This window comes from Nostoc sp. PCC 9305, from assembly GCF_963920915.1.
Lineage (GTDB): Bacteria > Cyanobacteriota > Cyanobacteriia > Cyanobacteriales > Nostocaceae > Nostoc.
Map to the genome: position 1 here is coordinate 1 of NZ_CAWUDN010000019.1, position 20,337 is coordinate 20,337.

At 42.4% G+C, this 20,337-nt stretch carries 15 protein-coding genes and 2 pseudogenes; 10 read left to right on the forward strand and 7 right to left on the reverse strand.

Annotated elements, in window-relative coordinates; genetic code table 11:
* Positions 1–104: 104 nt before the first annotated feature.
* Positions 105–278 carry a hypothetical protein gene (locus tag ACM0OX_RS09345; RefSeq protein WP_414514638.1) on the reverse strand — a complete coding sequence of 58 codons (174 nt, stop codon included), beginning with the start codon at positions 276–278 and terminating at the stop codon, positions 105–107.
* Here ACM0OX_RS09345 and ACM0OX_RS09350 point away from each other — a divergent pair.
* The 4 genes from ACM0OX_RS09350 (at position 277) to ACM0OX_RS09365 (ending at position 3,999) form a co-directional block, all read left to right on the forward strand.
* Complete coding sequence (locus ACM0OX_RS09350; RefSeq protein WP_335181559.1) at positions 277–672, forward strand: hypothetical protein; 396 nt, start codon at positions 277–279, stop codon at positions 670–672. The two genes, ACM0OX_RS09345 and ACM0OX_RS09350, sit on opposite strands and share 2 nt — an antisense overlap.
* A 405-nt stretch (positions 673–1,077) precedes the next feature.
* Entirely contained in the window at positions 1,078–2,847 is a 1,770-nt protein-coding gene (locus ACM0OX_RS09355; RefSeq protein WP_414514639.1) for a WD40 repeat domain-containing protein, read from the forward strand.
* A 68-nt stretch (positions 2,848–2,915) separates the two neighbouring features.
* Positions 2,916–3,134: a hypothetical protein gene (locus ACM0OX_RS09360; RefSeq protein ID WP_414514640.1), complete on the forward strand. Its 219-nt coding sequence runs from the start codon at positions 2,916–2,918 to the stop codon at positions 3,132–3,134.
* Between the two features lie 352 nt (positions 3,135–3,486).
* On the forward strand, positions 3,487–3,999 hold the full coding sequence (locus tag ACM0OX_RS09365) for a hypothetical protein (RefSeq protein WP_414514641.1): 513 nt from the start codon (positions 3,487–3,489) through the stop codon (positions 3,997–3,999).
* 210 nt (positions 4,000–4,209) lie between these two features.
* On the opposite strand, the gene ACM0OX_RS09370 is transcribed toward ACM0OX_RS09365, so the two are convergent.
* The 5 genes and pseudogenes from ACM0OX_RS09370 to ACM0OX_RS09390 form a co-directional block, all read right to left on the reverse strand.
* A complete protein-coding gene (locus ACM0OX_RS09370; RefSeq protein WP_414514642.1) occupies positions 4,210–4,428 on the reverse strand; it encodes a hypothetical protein in 219 nt (72 codons plus the stop codon).
* Between the two features lie 142 nt (positions 4,429–4,570).
* Positions 4,571–5,644, reverse strand: a pseudogene (nrdJ, locus tag ACM0OX_RS09375) (ribonucleoside-triphosphate reductase, adenosylcobalamin-dependent); the annotation flags it as partial.
* Between the two features lie 282 nt (positions 5,645–5,926).
* Positions 5,927–7,969 (reverse strand): LAGLIDADG family homing endonuclease, encoded by a 2,043-nt coding sequence (locus ACM0OX_RS09380; RefSeq protein ID WP_414514643.1) that lies wholly within the window; start codon positions 7,967–7,969, stop codon positions 5,927–5,929.
* Positions 7,970–8,014: 45 nt separating this feature from the next.
* Positions 8,015–9,838 (reverse strand): group II intron reverse transcriptase/maturase, encoded by a 1,824-nt coding sequence (ltrA, locus tag ACM0OX_RS09385; protein WP_414514644.1) that lies wholly within the window; start codon positions 9,836–9,838, stop codon positions 8,015–8,017.
* A 670-nt stretch (positions 9,839–10,508) separates the two neighbouring features.
* A pseudogene (locus tag ACM0OX_RS09390) lies at positions 10,509–10,880 on the reverse strand (ribonucleoside-triphosphate reductase, adenosylcobalamin-dependent); the annotation flags it as partial.
* A gap of 409 nt (positions 10,881–11,289) precedes the next feature.
* Here ACM0OX_RS09390 and ACM0OX_RS09395 point away from each other — a divergent pair.
* Together ACM0OX_RS09395 and tilS are read left to right on the forward strand one after the other, a co-directional pair.
* The gene (locus tag ACM0OX_RS09395) at positions 11,290–11,628 is read left to right on the forward strand and encodes a KGK domain-containing protein (protein ID WP_414514645.1); all 339 of its coding nucleotides are present in this window, start codon (positions 11,290–11,292) and stop codon (positions 11,626–11,628) included.
* 66 nt (positions 11,629–11,694) lie between these two features.
* Positions 11,695–12,687 (forward strand): tRNA lysidine(34) synthetase TilS, encoded by a 993-nt coding sequence (gene tilS, locus ACM0OX_RS09400; RefSeq protein ID WP_414514646.1) that lies wholly within the window; start codon positions 11,695–11,697, stop codon positions 12,685–12,687.
* 140 nt (positions 12,688–12,827) lie between these two features.
* On the opposite strand, the gene hmpF is transcribed toward tilS, so the two are convergent.
* Positions 12,828–14,591, reverse strand: a complete 1,764-nt coding sequence (gene hmpF, locus ACM0OX_RS09405) for a pilus motility taxis protein HmpF (RefSeq protein ID WP_414514647.1) — start codon at positions 14,589–14,591, stop codon at positions 12,828–12,830.
* 383 nt (positions 14,592–14,974) lie between these two features.
* Between hmpF and ACM0OX_RS09410 the strand changes: the two genes are divergently transcribed.
* The 4 genes from ACM0OX_RS09410 to ACM0OX_RS09425 all read left to right on the forward strand — a co-directional run bounded on the left by ACM0OX_RS09410 (position 14,975) and on the right by ACM0OX_RS09425 (position 20,269).
* On the forward strand, positions 14,975–16,153 hold the full coding sequence (locus ACM0OX_RS09410) for a response regulator (RefSeq protein ID WP_414514648.1): 1,179 nt from the start codon (positions 14,975–14,977) through the stop codon (positions 16,151–16,153).
* 252 nt (positions 16,154–16,405) lie between these two features.
* Positions 16,406–16,771 carry a response regulator transcription factor gene (locus tag ACM0OX_RS09415; RefSeq protein WP_069073698.1) on the forward strand — a complete coding sequence of 122 codons (366 nt, stop codon included), beginning with the start codon at positions 16,406–16,408 and terminating at the stop codon, positions 16,769–16,771.
* A 13-nt stretch (positions 16,772–16,784) separates the two neighbouring features.
* Positions 16,785–17,315 carry a chemotaxis protein CheW gene (locus ACM0OX_RS09420; protein WP_289799376.1) on the forward strand — a complete coding sequence of 177 codons (531 nt, stop codon included), beginning with the start codon at positions 16,785–16,787 and terminating at the stop codon, positions 17,313–17,315.
* 14 nt (positions 17,316–17,329) lie between these two features.
* Positions 17,330–20,269 (forward strand): methyl-accepting chemotaxis protein, encoded by a 2,940-nt coding sequence (locus ACM0OX_RS09425; protein WP_414514649.1) that lies wholly within the window; start codon positions 17,330–17,332, stop codon positions 20,267–20,269.
* Positions 20,270–20,337 lie beyond the last annotated feature (68 nt).

Consider the following 20,337-nt stretch of genomic DNA (forward strand, 5'->3'; position numbering starts at 1 on the left):
TAGGGGGATCTAAAATTTTTGATACCGACAAGAGGACTTTTCAAACATCCTCTTACACCATAGCGCGCTGTTGTTCGCAATAACTCCATTGCAGGTTCCTCCCATCAGTAGAAGTGGTAGCGAGTCTGGTAAAATCCCAATCTAGCGATCGCAAATAACTGAGTAACTATAATTACAAAAATATATAAGATAGCAATTATACCTAACCCAATGGTAGGAAGTATTTTAATAAGTAATTGTGTCAATCTAGCAAATAGCTTTTCAATAGATTTACTCATGGCTAAAAAATCTCAACCCAATGTAGAACCATACCAAGATGTCAGATTATCTGCTACCACTAGAATTTGGGTAATTACAGTAGCCATTCTAGGAGTTTGCGTCCCATTGTCAGCCGTTACTAGAAGCGGTGCTATTCTTCCTTTAGTTGCTATTGGTGGCGCAGCTGTTGGTACAGTTGCGGTTTGGCGTTCTGATGAACAAAAATCCAAAACTAACTATTTGCAACAGCAGCAAATAGAACTGCTAGAACAAAGATTAGCGAATTTAGAAACAATTGTTAGCAGTGATGACTTGAACTTGCAAATGAAAATTAAACAGATCGAAGCAAGGGATACTTTTGGTGACTCCTCTGATGTAAGTACTACACCCAGACAACCAAAACGCAAAGGTTAAAATTAGCCAATCTTCACCATTTATCTCGATTTCAGATGATATTTCCTAGAATTATCGTTACTAGGTTATTTCTATGTAGCTATTTGCTGACTTAACGTTACTGTAATCTTTAAAATCCGTCTCAAATTCAACTTTCCTTTACAGTTAGAAGTGTTTCTAGGGAAACAGTATTTCGTTATCCACCTCCGTTAGAATTGACTGATATCATCTAATTCTATATACTTCAACGCATCAGTTCATGAAATGTCTAAGTGCTATCCATCTATCTCTTTCACGGAAACATTTGTCAATGGCTGTGTTTTATTAGACTGTTAATATTACTGAATTTTTAATTAACTAAGGTTATAAACTTGAGTAATTGCATTTGTATAGCTTACCGTAGGTATGCAATAGTTTGCCGCAGGAATGCAGATGGATTGGATTAGCTTACTCAAAGCTCAACAAACTGACTTTCTTCAACGTGTGAAAAAACCTAAAACTTATGACTTATCTTTGCTGGAAAGTCAAGTTAAAGGTTGTCACACTGAAGTTATAGCCTTTTGGGGCGAGCCTTTGGCTAGACTCCAAGAACTTTCTCGCCAACAAGCAGAAGTTCTCGCCAAAAATCCGCCGCCGACGCCGCCGGAATATCCTGAGCCTCCTGACTGGACGATACCTTTTCCTAAATACTTCCAACAACAAGCTCAAGATTATCTTTTACGGGAGCATATTGTTGACAGGGTAATAACTGAACGCTTGGGCAAGTTAGTAAAAAAGGTGTCACAAGATACTTTGCAAAACATGATTTTAGATGATGAGGGAAATTTGGGTGGCGAAAGTAAATTTCCTTATATAATCAAAGATTATCCTCAGCTAAGTGTTCAAGTTTACGTTGCTGATGGAGAAAGTTTTAATGGTATTAAGAAAGACAAAATTAGGTGGTCGGTTACTCAAGAAGATTTAAAAAATCACCAAGTATTAATTTTTCTCTGTTTATTTTATCCATCTACAGGTAATTTAGGTTACGAGAAGCAAAGTATAATAGCAGGCTTTTTACCTACAAATCAACTTGAATTTAGCGAACCAAAACTGTATGTCACTCCGAGTAATTTGTTATATGCAGGGGGGTTGGGTTGGTATTTAGAATCACTGATGGGTAAAAAAGACACGTCGCCAGTAATTAATGAGAGAGCGATCGCACATACAATACAGACTCTACCATCAGAACATTGTCTCAAGGCTATAGTCGGTGACTGGGAATGCTGGCAGACTTTGCAAGGACACACCAGAGGCATTAATTGCCTAGCTTTCAGTTCTGGGTGCAACAATGGCAAAGCCTTACCCATATTGGCAAGTGGTAGTCGTGGAGAGACGAAACTCTGGGATTTAAGCAAGGGTGAATTAATAGAGACATTATCAGAGTATCCTTGGGTAATATCTGGGCTGGTGGATGAAGTGAATTCCCTAGCTTTTAGTTCAGATGGACAGACTTTAGTGAGTTGCGGTGCAGATTCGACAATTAAGCTTTGGCACGTAGGCGCTTTAGACTTGATAGATATTTTGCACAAACATAATGGGGTGGTGCGGTGTGCTGCTTTTACCCCAGATGGCAGAATGTTAGCGACAGGCGGAGATGATAGAAAAATTCTATTTTGGGATTTGATGCATCGTCAGGTTGCGATCGCACTTTCTTTAGATGATACAGCTGCTCATTCCTTAGTTTTAAGTCGAGACGGCGAAACTCTCGTTACAGGTAGCTACCGCAAAATCAAAGTTTGGCGCACCTCACCCCAAACGGGAATCAAAAGTTTAAAAGATGCACAACCACTGCATACCCTGATGGGTCATTCTCACATCGTTTGTTCTTTAGCAATCAGTGCAGATGGTAAACTGCTGGTGAGTGGTAGCTGGGATCAAACGATTAAAGTTTGGCAATTGGAGACTGGGGAATTACTCCATACCCTTAAAGGACATAGAGATAGGGTATATGCGATCGCTTTAAGTCCCGATGGACAAATTATCGCCAGCGGTAGTGCCGATCAAACCATTAAGTTGTGGCATTTACAAACCGGGGAATTGCTGGGTACATTTACAGGTCATGGGAATATAGTCACAGCATTAGCCTTCACGGCTTCCGGTGAAATGTTAGTCAGCGGCAGTTTGGATAAGACAATTAAAATTTGGCAACGCAGTTAATGGTAGTTGGTAACTCATCATCACACTCTCTACGTAGCTTGCTTCTTTGCAGGAGTACAATAGACACCTTGCAAAAGTTACTTTTGCAAGATGTTGGGAAAAGGTTAAAGGTTACTGGGTTTGGGAAAATTCCATACTTTTACCTTTTACTTTTTTCGGAACAATTTAGCCACGTCACTACTGCTTTGTGCTTACTAGCAAAGTCAAACGAACAGCAAGTATATTACCAGCGATCGCACAATCGGATGGTGGGGAATGGTGGAAGTTTATCTAACTTTAACAATTGATTCAGCCCCAAACATTGTTAATTCATATAGTACTTATATTTACCCATTATAGTACTAGTATTTTCACTGCTTAATATGATAAGGTTATACGAAATACTACGCGAACATACTTTCATAGCAAATGGAAAATAAATTTTTCATTTCTGCCCTCTAACCGTTACTGCTATTGGGTAAAGTTTCTATCCGTGATGCAAAGTTGCGGATATCGTTTCTTTGTGAAGTTGTATATATTTACCCCCAGTTACTCAGTTTTCCCAAGTCATTGGGGAGACTGCATGGGGGTCTTATTATATGTATCTTCACACAGAATTGGTATGACTCAGGAATAATACAAAACCAAAGGAGTAATAGAATGCGTCTGAAAAAGCTAGTCAGCTATGGAATTTTTGTGCTGATGCTCATCATCGGGTTCAGTTTCACGGGAATTGCCCGTGCTTTTGACTATCCACCCCCAACTGAGAAGGTTGCGATCGCCCAAGAAACAAGCGATCTTATGTTCAACACGTTATTCGCAGCACTGACGCAGGAGTTCAACGAAACCACTGCTGCTAACGTGGAGCAAGGCAAGCATTCCATCTCGCTGATATTTAACGATCAGAACAAAGATATGCGGTTAGTAGGCACTGTTGGCCCACTTCGGGAAAGCGATCGCCCCAGCGACAACTTTGAGCGTCAGGCAAACGCGCTGGCAATGGCGGGACAGGCATATGCGTCCGTCCAGCGCACGAACAATCAATGGTACTATCGACGCTCAATCCCCCTCAGCAACTTTAGGGCGGAGTGTGCGCTTTGCCACATCAATTTCAAGCCCGGCCCCACGCCAGACCAAGTGGGCGCGCTCATGCTCAGGGTGCCAATCAAGTAGTAAATGACTTCCAAAAAATAAAATAATTATTGTAGAAAGTAGGAGTCAGCGCTGCGTCGGCAGCACTGACTCCTTATTTTGTCGTAAATTTAACTATGTTAGGACTTACGCACGAGTTACGGGATAACGAACCACAGAGGCGCAGAGGACACGGAGAAATCAGAGTTTGAGAGATATTTTGCGTAAGTCCTATATGTATGATTGGAGTTTTTAGTCAATCGAAATCTGCTGAGGGCCAGTGGCTTTGCCGTTATGCGCGTCCGTTGTATTACTGGTGTAACTATTTGAGCGGATTTGTTTATCCAGCCAACTTTTAACGGGATCGTCTGCAAGATTAAGCCGAAGCACACCAGAGAAAAACCCACCCACAAATGAGACTGGATGTTGAGTTAATTCTCTGAATATAGGTGACAATTCATCAATGAACATAAAAAGACTCCTGGCACTGCCGTAAAAAATTATTACTTCTTAATTGATCGTAACGTGTTACGGCATTGGGGATTGGGCATTGATTATTCTCATCTGCTTTACAGTTCCTAGCCCCTAGTCCCCAATACCCAGTCATTCTGCCTTATGAGCTTGGTTGCTGATCGGGAAACATACACTTATCAGAATCACAACCACTAGGGCCAGGCTCTGTCATTTCGCCTAAATCGTAGCGGCTTAGTACTGCACAGAAATCATCTGTTTTGCGCCGCGCTTTCACTTCTTGAGTTAAGCGATCGTAGGTTGATTTATTTATTGGTTCAAATGGCAAACGTGGGAATGATTGCAAATCGTCAAAACGAGCTAAAAGAGCGGCTGAAATATATCCTTCATCATTCTGAATGGTCTCGTAAATGCGCTGTCCCAAAGGCTCAATTTCATCAGAGCGCAGTTCCAAAGTAGCTGATGTGTTGTGAGTCACGTACCAACGTTGAACCTGGAGGACAAAATCAAATTGGGCTAAGACTGAAAACTTAGAAACATCAATTTCATCAGCTCCTGGTAAATCAGCCCAAGTTACAGAAACAGGGATTTCCACTAGCCATTCACTCACCCGTGGATCGAAGGGATCGTTAAGCAAATTACCGTGTTCATCTTTGTCTGATTGAGAGGGAATGACATTGTAACCATAGTCAATACAAGCTAAGGCTACTGGGTCATTTTTACCGAAGGTGATTCGACGAATGAATCTTTGGGCTTTGGGAGGATGCCACCCCGAACTAGCATTAGTTAATAAAGCCTTAGTACCACTGGGTTGGACTGTGGTGCAGCGATTTGGGCGCTTGAGATTGTGGCGATCGCAATAATCCCAAACTACCCGATGTACAATATCTCTCCAAGAACTGAGGTATTTCTCTTCCTCACGCTTGAAAGCTAATCCTTGGGGAGTTGCAGGTCTTCCTTCTTCCCACCAGCGCAGCCAATCAACACCAAAAGCATGGACAAAGAAATCAAATAAACCTGTAAAAGAAACTCCCACAATCGGGTCTAATTCACGGCTGTATTGATAGCGTGGTTCCAGGAATTTGTGATTTAAAAGTGCTGCTACAGATAGCGCCCCAGCAGTGAAAGCCTCCTCTTGTTCTTTGTAGTTATGGGGGTCAATTTGATTAAGATGAACCTCTGACAAATTACAGTGGAAATTAGAGCCGATGATTTCCAGATTTGTTACCCTAAAGGCTTTTTATCCCCTAGTTCTACTGCTTGATTATTTGCAGTAGCTCCGCGTACCTTTTGCAGATGTGACGTCAGATAATAAAAGTGTTTTTCACATCCGCCCCCGCACTCTTGGAGAGATTATATTCTAGACAACAATTTTGGATGTAATCTAGTTTCACTCTCTACGCTGTACGGTGTCAAAGGCTTTTTACTTCCTTTGATTACCACGGGATTAGCATCTCAGCTTTCCCCGTTTTTGCGAGGTTTTTAACGTGAGGCAAAATCAATTACCACACGGATTTAGCCCATAACGAGCTAAACGATGTTCTAACTCATTAGCATCAAGATTTGAATAACGTTCTTCTAACCACTGTTTTGCTGTTCCTTGTTCATAAGCTTGTAAAAATTCAACTTTCAGAGCTTGTGTTGGTAGCAAATCTATGTTCGATCGCGCCACGGCTTCACCAGCCCATTGAATCGCTCCCTCGCCACTGTAATATTGTTTGCGGACAGCACCAACACATTCTTCTAAGGTGGGCTTGCGGTGAAAAACTCTAGTGTGGTTTGCCATCCTGAGTGCATCACGCTCTGGATCGATTCGCCAGTTGCCATTTTCATCTTGCTGCCATAAATTATCTTTGGCATCGGCAAACAAACTATCAACGCTTGAACCTTGCCTCATGCCAGCACTATTGTGTGTCAAATAGCCATCACAATAAAAACAATGAGCTTCTTCGACTTCAATATCGTAAGTGTGGACATGATCGTAACTGCCTAATCCTTTAACACTGACTGGAATATCTAACGAGATATCAGCCTCAACGATATAGCGTTCATAATTAGCATCAACAGTGCGAGAACCTTGAAATCCCATATCTCGCATCTCGCTATAGGTATAAGCTTCCCGCATGATTGCACCAGGCACGGTGAAACCATACATTTTCAGCCCTTGGCGGAGTTCTCGCTTGAGTGAGTGAGGTGCAATCAGGGCGTTGTAACGCTCTTTAAGGGCTGGAATTGTGAGGTTGTACTTAACTTGCCATCCCGACTGCTGTGGATGGGTAATGCTAATTCTGCCAGCAATACCCAAGCTGGATAAAACTGCACTAACTTGTCTAATAAATGACCGATAGACTGAGGTAACTAAGTGAGGGGGTCGGTTATTGACAGCACCATCACTGTCCATTAATCCAGCTAGGTAAGCCGCCCTGATATCTACTGAACCCTGCAAAATAAAACTAGGAATCGCTAGGGGAATATTAGGTTGCTTGATATAGCGATGGAAGTACTCAGCTAGTCGAATAGATGAGCAGATTGATTTGGCAGTGTTTTCGCCCTTGATGATCCCATGAGTAGCAGTCAATCCAAATAAAGCTAAAGCAGCATCTATTTTGGCTTGAACTCTAGTTGTTAGTTCTGTATCTAAGCTGTTCATTGCCCATTCAACCCGGCCATAGGGCTTATCATACTTATTGCGACCGAGAGCAATATAGCCGTCACCGTGGGTTAACCCAATTAGCCAAGCAACCTCAGCTGTCAATTCGGGAATTATAAACGACTTAGCTGTGCGACTGTTTGAGGGTCGAGATTCAGTAAAATCAGGGGGGAGATGGGTAACTGTACCAGGTAGAACTTGTGTGTTGTGCTGTAGGCGATCGCCTTCAACTAAACTTGCAATCGACTTCCAGGTAATTCCCCCTTGAGCATCTGCAAGAACTGCTTGTCTATGGTTTAAAGTTGCTCTTGGGTAAGTCGCATTAGTTTCAATTTCATAGACATCTTGAAATCCTTGGTCGAATTTATCAACAACTCGCCGAAATCCTAAAGGAGTTTGTACTAGATCGCCTACTTGGACATCGCAAATGGGAACAAGACCTTTGGAAGTATGAACTAAAGCATCTTCAGGCAGACAGCGCCGGATATTACCTGCAACAATTGTTACAGCAGCTTGATCGATTAATAGACAGCATTCAACTGAATTTAATTGTCGTCCTACAGCTTTATTGAGAATAGATGCACAACGCTGATAGAGTCCGGGCAATTTTACAGGATTAGCAACTCCTCCAAAGCCGTTGAGAGTTTCTCCCGCTTTTCGGACATCGCTGATATCAACTAATACTTCAACTGCTGCTGAAAATTGTTCATCAGTAGAGAGTTCTAATAAGGCTTGATATGATTCAACCCAACCTTCACGGCTATCTCCAACGTGAATAGTGACGTTATTACCTTCTATATGAGTTTCAGTATATTCACGTCGCTGTTGGACAGGAGTGCTGCCAATTTCACCTTTTACAGTGACATTCAGTTGATTACGAATTGCAGGCAACTGGTTAATAAATTGTGGTTCTAGGACGGCTCCAGTACCATTAAACTAAGCAACACCCTCGCGAGTGCTACTCGTCTCCAGAACCGGACATGAGACTTTCACCTCATCCGGCTCCTCAGAAAACATACCCTTGTCATGGGAACCGCTCAGGCTGCCATCTCTGGCTGTCTTTTGGTTATGGCAATGTCTATGCAATGCTTGAATGTTATGGAACTTTCTTTTTCCGCCCAGGCTGATTGGTAAAATGTGGTCAAGTTCAATTTGGTCTTCCGTTGTGAAGGTTAGACCGCAGTTAACACATTTTCCTTTCTGCTTGTGAAGAGTTTTTGCCAGTAGAGATGGAATCTCTTTGCTTTTTCCAGTTCTTATTCCCCAGTAGACGAAATCACCGTTAAATGGTGAAGCATCGCCTTTGACCTTGGTGTGGCGCACAATCTTAGTCCATGTATGCTTTGACAGTATATATCTTTCATTCGTGTCTGGGTTGGTATATCCAAACACCCAGTTATCTCCACCTACATTTGTCCAGTATTTCTCAGTTACCCACTTGCCACCTTTGTTGGGGTGTCTGTATTTTGCCCATGATGTCAGCTTGACGTAAATCATGTTATTTAAGTCTCTGAAGGCATCTGTTGAGCAAACGGATGAGTAATAATTAGCCCATCCTTGGATGATCGGGTTGAGTTTCTGGATTAGCACTTTTTGCGGTGCTGCCTTGTGGGAGTCGATGACATCGGATATCGCCTTGTAGTGACGTTGTACCGCTTTCTTGCTTGGTTGGATGATTGTTTGGAATCCAAGAATTTTTCTTGATCTAGGCGCTCTTGCGCTCATCCCATCGTTGACTGGGAATTGCCGGATGTTAAAACCTAAGAAATCAAATCCAGGTTGTTCCCCTTCATATTCTTCAAAGGTGTGACAGATTCTAGTCTTGCTTGGCTTGAGTTCCAAACCGATGTCTTTTAAGAAACCTTCAATTGCGGTTTTTGCCCCTAATACTACATTGATGTCTTCGTGGATAATCACGAAATCGTCAGCGTAGCGAATTAAACTGAGGGCATGACGGTTCTGCTTTTTCCCGTAGTCCCTTCGAGTGGGTAGGGTGTTTGCATATTCCTTGATGACCTCTTCCATCCCGTGGAGAGCAATATTTGCCAGTAGAGGCGAGATGACCCCCCCTTGTGGCGTACCTGCTTCAGTTGGGAATATATCTTGTCCATCCATAAATCCAGCTTTTAGCCAGTTGCGGATCATCCGTTTCATGGATGGGTAAGTGTTTAATTTGCTCAGTAGCTTCTGATGGTCGATATTGTCAAAACACTTGGAAATGTCGGCATCTAAGACATACTTACTTGTACAATGGATTGCTAGGTAGATGGCTTCAATAGCATCATGTGCTGCCCGTCCTGGTCTGAACCCGTAGCTATTTGGCTCGAATTTGGCTTCCCATTGTGGCTCTAAGGCTATCTTGGCTAATGCCTGATTTGCCCTGTCTGCCATTACGGGAATTCCAAGGGGTCGCTTTTCGTCTGTTCCTCGCTTGGGAATCCAGATTCTACGGGTTGGTTTTATTTTCCCGTTAGTTCCTAGATTGTTAGCGAGTTCCAGCCGTTGGGCATATCCGAGAGATTTTACTCCGTCAACCCCTGCTGTTTTCTTGCCTTGGTTGTCTTGGGTCACTTGTCGCGTTGCTAGGAGCTTGGCGTACCAGGATTTCATCAAGGTCTTCTGGAGTCGTCGCATTGCTTTGACATCCCCACGTTGAGCAGCTTTATGTATGCGCTTTTGCAACTTGAACACAATCCGCTGGATTTTCTTCCAGTTGATTTGGTTCCATACTACCGTAGTCTTGAAACTCGTTTTAGTCATCTTCATTGCTACTTGTACCTACATGTATCTGTTTCCCGTGAGTCCGTCAGCATATCCTACACATTACTGTAGGCATTAGCTTCTGACTCAATCTCGCCACATAGCTCATCCGGTTAGCACCTGCTCAGGTATCGACCTTCCTGAGAGAAACTATGTAGTTACTTCGTTCCTGATAGTCATTGGTTGAGAGTTTAGGTTTCTACTGTTCACCGGGGTTACGAGTGGTGCAGACCGAGATGGTAGCAATTCCGGTCACTCTACCCTTGCCTTTTGGCACAGCCTGTTAGTCCACTAGGCTGTTTTATATGATCGCGATGATTCAGATGTAGATTTGCTTTCGCTAACCGTACTCTCTTGCTAGTTGGGATTGAGGTCTGGACTGACCTCTTACCACCGTTCATTCCCGCTTCACGGATTGATGGCTAGTCGCTACCGTGGGGAAAGTGCTTTCACCCTTGCACTTAGGGGGTTGGACTTCATCGTTTTTCTTATGCTTTCCAGGTTTACCATTAGATATATCTATGATTTTGACTGTACTGACTTTTGATTTATTTCGATGTCACCAACATGACTATCAAGTTGTCAAGGCTCTTACCTTTTGGGTAGGTTTACCTTGCGGCTAATCCTCCAAAACCCTTACTGGTCTTGGTTTCTAGCCAACGAATCGCACACAGCCCATCATTGCCAGATCCATCATTAATCCGAAGGCACTCCAGTCTTCGAGATTGGTGGAGGTGCAATTATAAGCCCCGGAAAAGTTCTTTGGCTTGGTTATCCAATTTGTACCACCAACCCATAACCAGCGCCCACTGGGCATAGCTTTCAAGTTGCGCTGCATCTTATCCAGTGTGGCAGCTTCTTCTTGAGTTAACTTTCCCAACTCTACTAAACCGAGTATAGTGCGATCGCATACCTCATCCCATGTTTCCCTTAGTCCCGCCTTTGTACGGCGGCTATAGGTTCTAAAAAATACGGGATTAGCAGCCGGTGCAGTTTCTGGAAACCTTGCACTCTGGCGTGTTCTTTCGAGATTCTGAACCATATATTAAGTGTCTTGCGTTCTTCTTGCGTGCGGACAGATTATGACTATACGCCAAGTAGTTTTAGTATTAAAGATTGTCAAATTGTCCACTTTACGCTAGCTCCACCCAGGACTAATTACAACAGAAATTTATGATGTATAATATCCCCTACTCTTGGGTAAGAGATATATACTAAGTTCTAATTAGCACTACTTGTTTTAAGTAAATTATCTCTATTACTTCATGTTCAGGGTGACGATCGCTACTCAGCAATGACTCAACGCTCCGCTACTGCTAACTGTACTCACGACTCTTCATTAGTTTCCCCCAACTTGCAGTGATAGTTAAATAAGTTGCGGCTGTCAGTTAAATCCAAACAATTAATTCCAGTCTCTTGGGAACTATAAATTTAGTTACAGGAAATTGATTATGAATGATGAATGGGAACCTCTAAATCCTGATGATGTTGTGCATTTTTATCAAGAAGCATTTGAAAATTTACCCCGCACTCAAATAGTGTTTCAGTTATTCAAAGAAATCAAAAAAATTTGGGCAGAACACTTTACATCGTCAGGATCAAGAGTATTTGGAGAAGGATTTGAATGTTGTGTTTTAATACCCGGTCAACAATGGCGGACAGGTAAAATTAGAGTACGCCTAGAATTCTGCCCTGATGAAACTGAAATCGAAGATAATCGATTAGACATCAAACACGAAAACTCTCCCCTTGACGACCTTCGGCAGCAACTAAAGGAAGGTAAAAACTAATACCCAAGTTGATATAGACAGATATAATATAAAATTATCTGTGTCTGTGTGCGCTGAAAAAATAAAATGGTATGGACTCCCCTACATGCAAAAATTCATCGCACCATCCGAGCGCGCCACTTATTTGAGCGCAACCAGCGGCTATTAATCGCTGTTTCCGGCGGACAAGATTCTCTGTGTTTAATAAAATTACTTTTAGATTTACAATCCAAATGGGGATGGTATTTAGGTATTGCTCACTGCGATCATCGCTGGCGTTCTGACTCTGAAGCTAATGCTAACCACGTCGAAAATTTAGCGAAAACTTGGGGTATATCCTTTTATTTAGAAACAGCGAACAAACCGATAAATAGTGAAGCTGCTGCACGCGATTGGCGCTATCAAGTTTTAAGTGCGATCGCACAGGCAAATAATTATCAATATATAGTTACAGGACACACCGCCAGCGATCGCGCCGAAACTCTCCTCTACAATTTAATTCGCGGTACTGGTGCTGATGGTTTACAAGCCCTGATTTGGCAACGCCCCCTAACTACGGGCATTATGTTAGTGCGTCCACTTTTAGAAATTACTCGAATACAAACAGAGCAATTTTGTCAAGAATTTAAATTACCAATTTGGGAAGATTCTACCAATCAAGATTTGCAATATGCCCGCAACCGCATTCGCCAAGAATTACTACCATATTTGCGAGATAATTTCAACCCCCAAGTAGAATCAGCCTTAGCCCAAACAGCAGAACTTTTACAAGCGGAAGTGGAATATTTGGAAAAAGCTGCCCAGCAGTTGCGGGGTGCGGCATTGGGCGTGAGACATGAAGAAGATTCTCTTACTGTTCTTCCCTTACGGTTAAATCGCCGGGTATTACAGAAAGCACCACTGGCGTTGCAACGTCGCGTGATGCGTCAGGTATTGCAGCAAATACTGACTGATGCGCCCAGTTTTGAACACATTGAAAAATTAACGGCTTTAATTATAGCGCCCAACCGATCGCAAACCGATCCATTTCCTGGTGGTGCGATCGCTCAAGTAGAAGGTGACTGGATCTGTTTTAAATAGTTAGGAGTTGGAAGTTAGGAGTTAAGAGTTTTAAATTTGGAATTTGAAGTTTGGATTTTTCGGTTTTGGGTGTTGAGATTTGAGTTAGAAATTTTCTTTAATTCATAATTCCTAACTCCTAACTCATCACTCCTAACTTATTAAGACGCTAGTAATTCTGGCTGAGGCATTAAACTCTGGAGAGTATGACGCAATTGAGCGATCGCTTGGACTTGATAATCACCAGTTTCCTGGAATTGATCCAAAGATTCTGCAATTCCTTGCAGCTTTTGCCGTAATCCATCTAGAGAATCTTGAATTGGTTGTAGTGCTTCTTGATAAAGATTCACTCGACCAGATAATTCAGCAGTTGTTCTTCGTAAAGATAGCAAATTTTCCTCGATCGCTTTCAGTTCTTGGCGCTTTTCATCTAGATCGTGAGTTTGATTGTCAATCATTCCCTGATTGAGTTCAACACCAGAACGAATCTGTTCAATTTCACGTTCCAGCTTTTGGATTTCCTGTGAATATTGTTGTCGCTGGGTTTCAATTTGTAACAGAATCGGTTCTAAATTAATTTTGTTGTTACTTTCTTCTTCTTCAGTAACAGTATGTCCTTGCCGCCGTAGCAGTACAGCTTGATGTTGCTTGAGAAACTTCTGGTGCTGTAGCATATTGCGGCGTTGCCCCACCAAACTGGAATTTAGCATCTGATAAAGGTCTTTTTCATCAGTTAGTTCTAATTCCAAATTGATGTGGTCATGGTCAGATGCTTGATTTAATTTAGTTTGGAGTTCTTCTATAGCTTCTTGTTTATATTTCAGTTCTTGTTCTTGATCGTGAACAAAGCTAGCATCGATTTCTAACTTATGCTGCAAGTCTTGCACTATCTTTTGTAGTTCTTCTAAAGGCATTTTATCCAAAGCCTCCACATCAGCTTGCTTGCCGAGAACTACATCACCAGATGTTGCCGCTAAAGAATGCATCTGTTGATATAACTCTTCGGCATTTCGTAACTGCTCTTTGACGAGCCGAGCATATTCTTGCTTACTGGTAAGGTCTGCTGTATTTATTTGTAATTGGGCTGTTTGCTGAACTAGAGAATTTTGTGCTTGTTGCAATGCATTTTGGCGATCGCTAAAAGTTTGTGATAAACGCTCAACTTCTTCTTGCTGTTGTGCGATCGCATTTTTATGCTCCTCCAGTTTTTGCCAATGCGGGGTAAGAGTCGCTTGCTGCTTTTCGACCAATTCAAAGGCTAGATGCAGGTGTTCTCTAACTTTTTCCGTAGGAGTAACACGACTAGACAAGCGATCGAGTAACTCACTCATTACTCGACTTTGCTCCTCATCCAAAACCGTCCCTTGTTGAAAATCCGCTTGGCGTTCTTCCAGGCGACGCTGCTCACCCCGTAAATGCTCCCAAGCGCCTTCCAACTCTTGGCGGTTGCGCTCAATTTCTCCTTGTAATCGTTCAATTTCCTGGCGGGAGGTGTCAACTTCCTGTTTTTGCTCCTCTAGATGTTGTACCTCATCCTCCAATTGCTGCAACTGTTCTGCTCGTACCTCCATGTCCATTTCACGGCGATTCAACTCTTGCGCCTGAAATGTGAGTGACTGTTTCCACTGATCGATCTCATCTTCCTTGAGCTTAAATTTCTCCAACTGGCGGGAAAAATTCTGCAAAATGTTGACGAGTGGACGTCCTGCTTCTTGAATCCGCTGCACTTGACGATTCGGATTCAGTTCAACCAATACCAAAGCACCATCATTTAATTTGCTTGCGTCCTCAGCGGCAATCACCTCTTCCGACACAGTACTCCAATTCTGGTCAGTTCGCTGACAAGCTAGCAGTTTCAGTTCGGTTTTGCCACCGCCACTGAGTAAACCACCTTTCTGTTTTTGTACTTCTGCTAAATACAGCACACCGTTAGTCCTTTATTGATGCACTTAAAGTTCGTGTTTTGAGATATACCTTAAATAATTCTGTTAACTTGTCTCACTGAACCAAGGTTTAGAAAAACAAGACAGACAAAACTATAGACGCAAGATGTTACGTCTTGATACTTATAGAAGCGATCTGGTCGCGCCTTTATATTTTGTACTGATGACAGTGGTGATGACTTCCGTGTTAACACTAGCTTTGTCAAAGTGTATTACGAAAAATAAAGGTTTATAGCTTAATGTATTCCCTATGACAATCAGAATAGAGTAAAAATCTTTTCAATACTCCATAATCAATACTTAAAGAATAAGTCATAATTCACGATTCAGAATTCAGCAATACTTAAGGAGTACTTTTTAGCTAAATGCAGGGAAATTTAAATGAAATTGATATTTGCAGTATCCTGCAATTGATTGAATTGGGACAGCGAACTGGGCAACTATGGGTGGAAGCTTATAGCTCTCACCATAACAATAAACTGGGTGGAGATGGAGCAAACATTTATCGCTCTAAACAACAGTCTTGGTTCGTTTTTTTCCTTAATGGCCAAATTATCTATTGCCAAGAAGGCGAGAGTAGTTTATCCAGAATTAGCGATTATTTACGTCATTATCGCGTTGAGATGCGACTCACCGACAAACAAATTGCCACCCTACCACCAACCGACGCGCCAGAGTATGCCTATCTTTGGGCACTCTTGGAGCGGAATATCATTAACCCAAAGATAGCCGCTAGTATCATTTACGGTTTAGTCCATGAAACTCTCTTTGACCTGCTGAGTTTACGCCAAGGTAACTTCATTTTCCATCAGGGTGCAGCACTTGCCCCGCAATTAAACACTTATGAGATTGCTCCATTGGTGACAAAAATCACCAAGCAGCTGCAAGAGTGGAAGCAACTCTATCCACACATTCAGTCTCCAGAGCAATTGCCAGTGCTATCTGACAAAGTTCAGCTACAATCTTCTTTACCAGAAGCAACCGTGAATAAGCTACAACATTGGGCTGATGGTAAAACATCCTTGCGACAACTAGCTCGCCATCTCAACCGAGATATTTTGACAGTAGCTAAGGCAATATATCCTTATGTGCAACAAAGTTGGCTACAACTAGTATATTCAGAGACTAATTACCCAGATACATACACGGATAGCTGGGAATTGAAAGAAAAACCGATGGGGCGGATAGTATGTATTGACGATGCGATCGCCATCGGTGAGACTATAAATTCCATCTTACAACCACAAGGTTATGAAGCGATCGCTCTTACCAATCCCTTAGAAGCACTGAGTCTGGTTTTTCAACTCAAACCGGATTTAATTTTATGCGACATTGCCATGTCGGAATTGGAAGGATACGAGGTTTGTGCCATGCTGCGACATTCAACAGCATTTCGGCTCACGCCGATTATCATGCTTACTGGGAAAGATGGGTTTATGGATCGAGTCAAAGCTAGGATGGTCGGGGCAACAGATTATTTGACAAAGCCGTTTACAGATACTGAGTTACTTATGCTCGTAGAAAAATATATCAACAACCCATGAAAATTGGGTATGGGGCATTAATTATTTTTCCCTCATCTCTCTCACCTATGGGGCATATAAAGAGATCAAAGATTTGTTGATCTACTAAAAGATGAGTTAAAAGATGTTATCACAGAGTCAGTTAACTGAGTGAAACGTCAATCTCCGGGAAAATAGTGAAGGCATAAAATTAATTTATACAGTTAATACTTGCGGAGGAATCAGGGAATGTTCCAATTAGGAACGTCTAAATCAGGAGGTAAATAGACAATTATGAGCACAGTTCTGATTGTGGAAGACAGTATAGCGCAAAGGGAGATGATTACAGACCTCCTGAAAGCAACTGGCCTAACAGTTACCCATGCTAGTGATGGATTAGAAGCATTAGAGGCAATTCAAATAGCACCTCCAGATTTAGTGGTATTAGATATTGTCATGCCCCGAATGAACGGCTACGAAGTTTGTCGGCGGTTAAAATCCGATCCAAAAACCCAAAATGTCCCAGTGGTTATGTGTTCTTCCAAAGGCGAAGAATTCGATCGCTATTGGGGCATGAAGCAGGGTGCAGACGCTTACATAGCCAAACCATTTCAACCAACCGAGTTGGTAGGAACAGTCAAACAACTGCTGCGAGGATAAGGATAAAAACAACATGGTCAGCAAACCGGACTTTTTAAGTGGCGGCGGTCAAGACCACTTTCGACCAGAATTACAAGTAGAAAGTCCTGAAGGTGAGTTACATTTGAGGTTTTACATTCCCTCGCATCAGGAGTTTGCACTACAAGCAACTGGCATCCGAGAGGTAATTGAACTAAGTCCTGATAGAATCACCCCGATTCCTAATGCTTCTCCTTTACTTTTGGGTACTCTAAATTTACGAGGTCGAGTTATTTGGGTGGCCGATTTGGGTCAATTTCTGGGGGAAGCAGGTGCATTAAACACGGATAGAGCTGAAATTTCGGTGATTGCCATTGAAGAGCAAGACACAATAGTGGGTTTAGCAGTAGAGGAAATCGGTGGTATGGACTGGTTGGATGTCCAGAATCTGATGCCACCAACTAGTGTTCCAGATACTATGGCTCCCTTTTTACGTGGAGAGTGGTCATTAGGTGCTAAAAGCAACCAGTGTCTACGACTGCTCGATCAAATGGCAATTGTACGAAGTGCTAGGTGGGCAGGATGAAATTGGAGGAGGAAATGGCAGCAAGTATTGATAATTACGAGCCAACATATCAACAGGCGATGACCGCCTATGTTCAAAGAAATTATGAGGTTGCGGCCACTTTAGTTGACCAAGTGGTGCAAAATTTACCAGATGACCCCAATACCCATTTGTTGAGGGGTCACATCTACTATGTTTTACAGCACTATGATGTAGCAAAAGAAGAATATCAACAGGTGTTAGGCTTGACTAACGATCGAGAAATTATTGGTTTTGCCAAGAATGGAATTGACAATATCAATCAATATTTAGAGTCATTTAGTGGGCAGATCGATCCATCAGAAAGTCAAGAGGAAATAAACTCTTCAGAGATATCCGATCCACTGGCATATAACGAATCAGAATTAGAAGATTTAAGTGCTAATCAGGAGTTTGACAGCGAGAACCTTGATTTGAACTTTTTTGGAGAGCATCAAGAAAGTATGAATGGCGTTGAAGATATATCTTCAAAAAGTCCATTCGATCTGCCCACGGAAGATAGTATTGGAACAGAAAAAATCTCAGATTCTTCTATAGCTTTTGGTGATGACCCTTTTGCCATGAATGAAGAATCACAGGAAGAAGAGTCAAATAAAAAATGGGAGGAGAACACAGAATTAGAGTTGCCTGCTTTTTGGCAGGAAAGTATCTCAGAAGATATTTCCGAAGAATCATTAGCAAATAGTCAATTCTCAGATAATGGGATAAATTCTCCTTACGGAAATTCAACTATTGACAATAATAACTCTTCATCTTCTAACTCACAAACTGGTAATAACGAGAATAATTTCCCTGATTTGTTGAGTGAGCCAAAGTCTCCAGATCAGACTATGGGAAATTTAGAATATAAAAAATCTAGTTTTGGAGACGAAACTTTACTGATTGTTTCAGAAGAACTAAGAAATGATTCGCCAACAACAAATAACTTGGAAAATGGCAGTCAAAATAACTTGTCTGAAACCGAATCCCATAGTTGGTTAACACCAAAACAAGTAGAGCTGGAATCAGCATTTCAGCCGAATTTACCTGATAATACATCATCTTTTAATAGTAATTTACCTCAGAAGGAAAAGCAATTTAAATCAGGTGAATTCATCGGAAAAAATAGCTTCGATGACGATGAAAATTTTGATATGGAAGCATTTGAGTCTGCCTTTGGCTCAGAGAGTTTAAACTCTTATGAAGACTCAAGTAATATACTAAATGGAGAAAATTCTAAGAGCAATATCGAGTTTTTAGATGACTTTGAGGAATTTGATGATTTAGGCAATATTCCAGGGTTTGACCTGATCGAAGGAGATTCTAACTTCGGTAATGTCGCAATGCATTCTGCTCCATCAGAAACTAGTGACACTGGACGCCCTAAAGTAGCAGAGGCTTTTGCAAGTAATTCAGCCGATCGCGAAGAAGAACTTTTCTCAATGACTGGTTCCCATGAAGCCGTTCCAGTCTTTAGCCAAACAGATATCTCCAAACTAGAACCCAACGTCAGCATTGAGCAAGGATGGTTAGCACCATTAGAAAATGCTTCCATTGAACGGAAACAATGGCTAATTGCTGGAAGTGTGGGCATTGTCTCAGCGCTGGTTGTAGCTACAGTTAGCTTTGTCGCCACCACATTTTCGCCACCCCAACAACGAGAATCAGTACGAAACACCGGTTGGGCAATGTCACTAGCCGCTGGAATTGCAGGTTTTGCTACCGCAGGCTTCATGGGGAATCTGGCGCTTAAACAAATTCGGCGCACAACTGATGACCTCCAAGCCCAGTTTGAGGCTGTACGTCAAGGAAATCTGAATGCTCAAGCTACAGTATATTCCGAAGATGAATTGGGGCATTTATCCACTGGCTTTAATGAAATGGCGCGGGTAATTTTCACAACCACAAGTGAAGCCCAACGCAAAGCCGATGAACAAGAGGAAGCCAAAGAAAACCTGCAACGTCAGGTGATCCGCCTTTTGGATGATGTGGAAGGAGCTGCTAGAGGCGATTTAACAGTCCAAGCGGAAGTGACAGCTGACGTACTGGGAGCCGTAGCTGACGCCTTTAACCTAACAATTCAAAACCTGCGGGATATTGTCCAACAGGTAAAAGTGGCGGCGAAGGATGTAACAAAAGGTGCAACCAACTCCGAAACCTTTGCCAGAGCCTTATCTAGTGATGCTTTGCGGCAAGCAGAAGAGTTGGCAGTAACGCTGAATTCTGTACAGGTGATGACCGACTCGATTCAGCGGGTAGCAGAGGCGGCGCGGGAAGCTGAAACCGTTGCTCGTGATGCTAGTACGATCGCCTTGAAAGGTGGCGAAGCAGTAGAAAATACCGTGGCGGGGATTTTAGAAATTCGAGAAACCGTTGCCGAAACCACTCGCAAAGTGAAGCGCCTGGCGGAATCTTCCCAAGAAATTTCTAAAATTGTGGCGTTGATTTCTCAAATTGCTTCGAGAACAAACTTGTTAGCACTCAATGCTAGTATTGAGGCGGCAAGAGCGGGAGAAGCGGGACGCGGGTTTGCGATCGTTGCAGATGAAGTGCGCCAGCTAGCAGATAAATCTGCTAAATCCCTAAAGGAAATTGAACAAATTGTGATGCAAATCCAAAGCGAAACAGGTTCTGTAATGACCGCGATGGAAGAAGGCACACAACAAGTAATTAAAGGGACAAAATTGGCAGAAGATGCCAAGCGATCGCTCGAAAACATTATTCAAGTGGCGAATCGCATCGATATTCTTGTGCGCTCTATTACTAGCGACACTGTGGAACAAACGGAAACCTCCCGCGCCGTTGCTCATGTAATGCAATCAGTGGAACTGACCGCCCAAGAAACTTCCCAAGAAGCACAGCGAGTTTCAGGTGCCCTACAACACTTAGTAGGTGTATCTCGTGACTTGATCGCCTCCGTTGAACGTTTCCGAGTGGAAACTATGGAAACCAGATAACAAAGTTAGGAGTTAGGAGTGAGGAGTTAGAAATAAAAATCACAACTCACATCTCATAACTCATAACT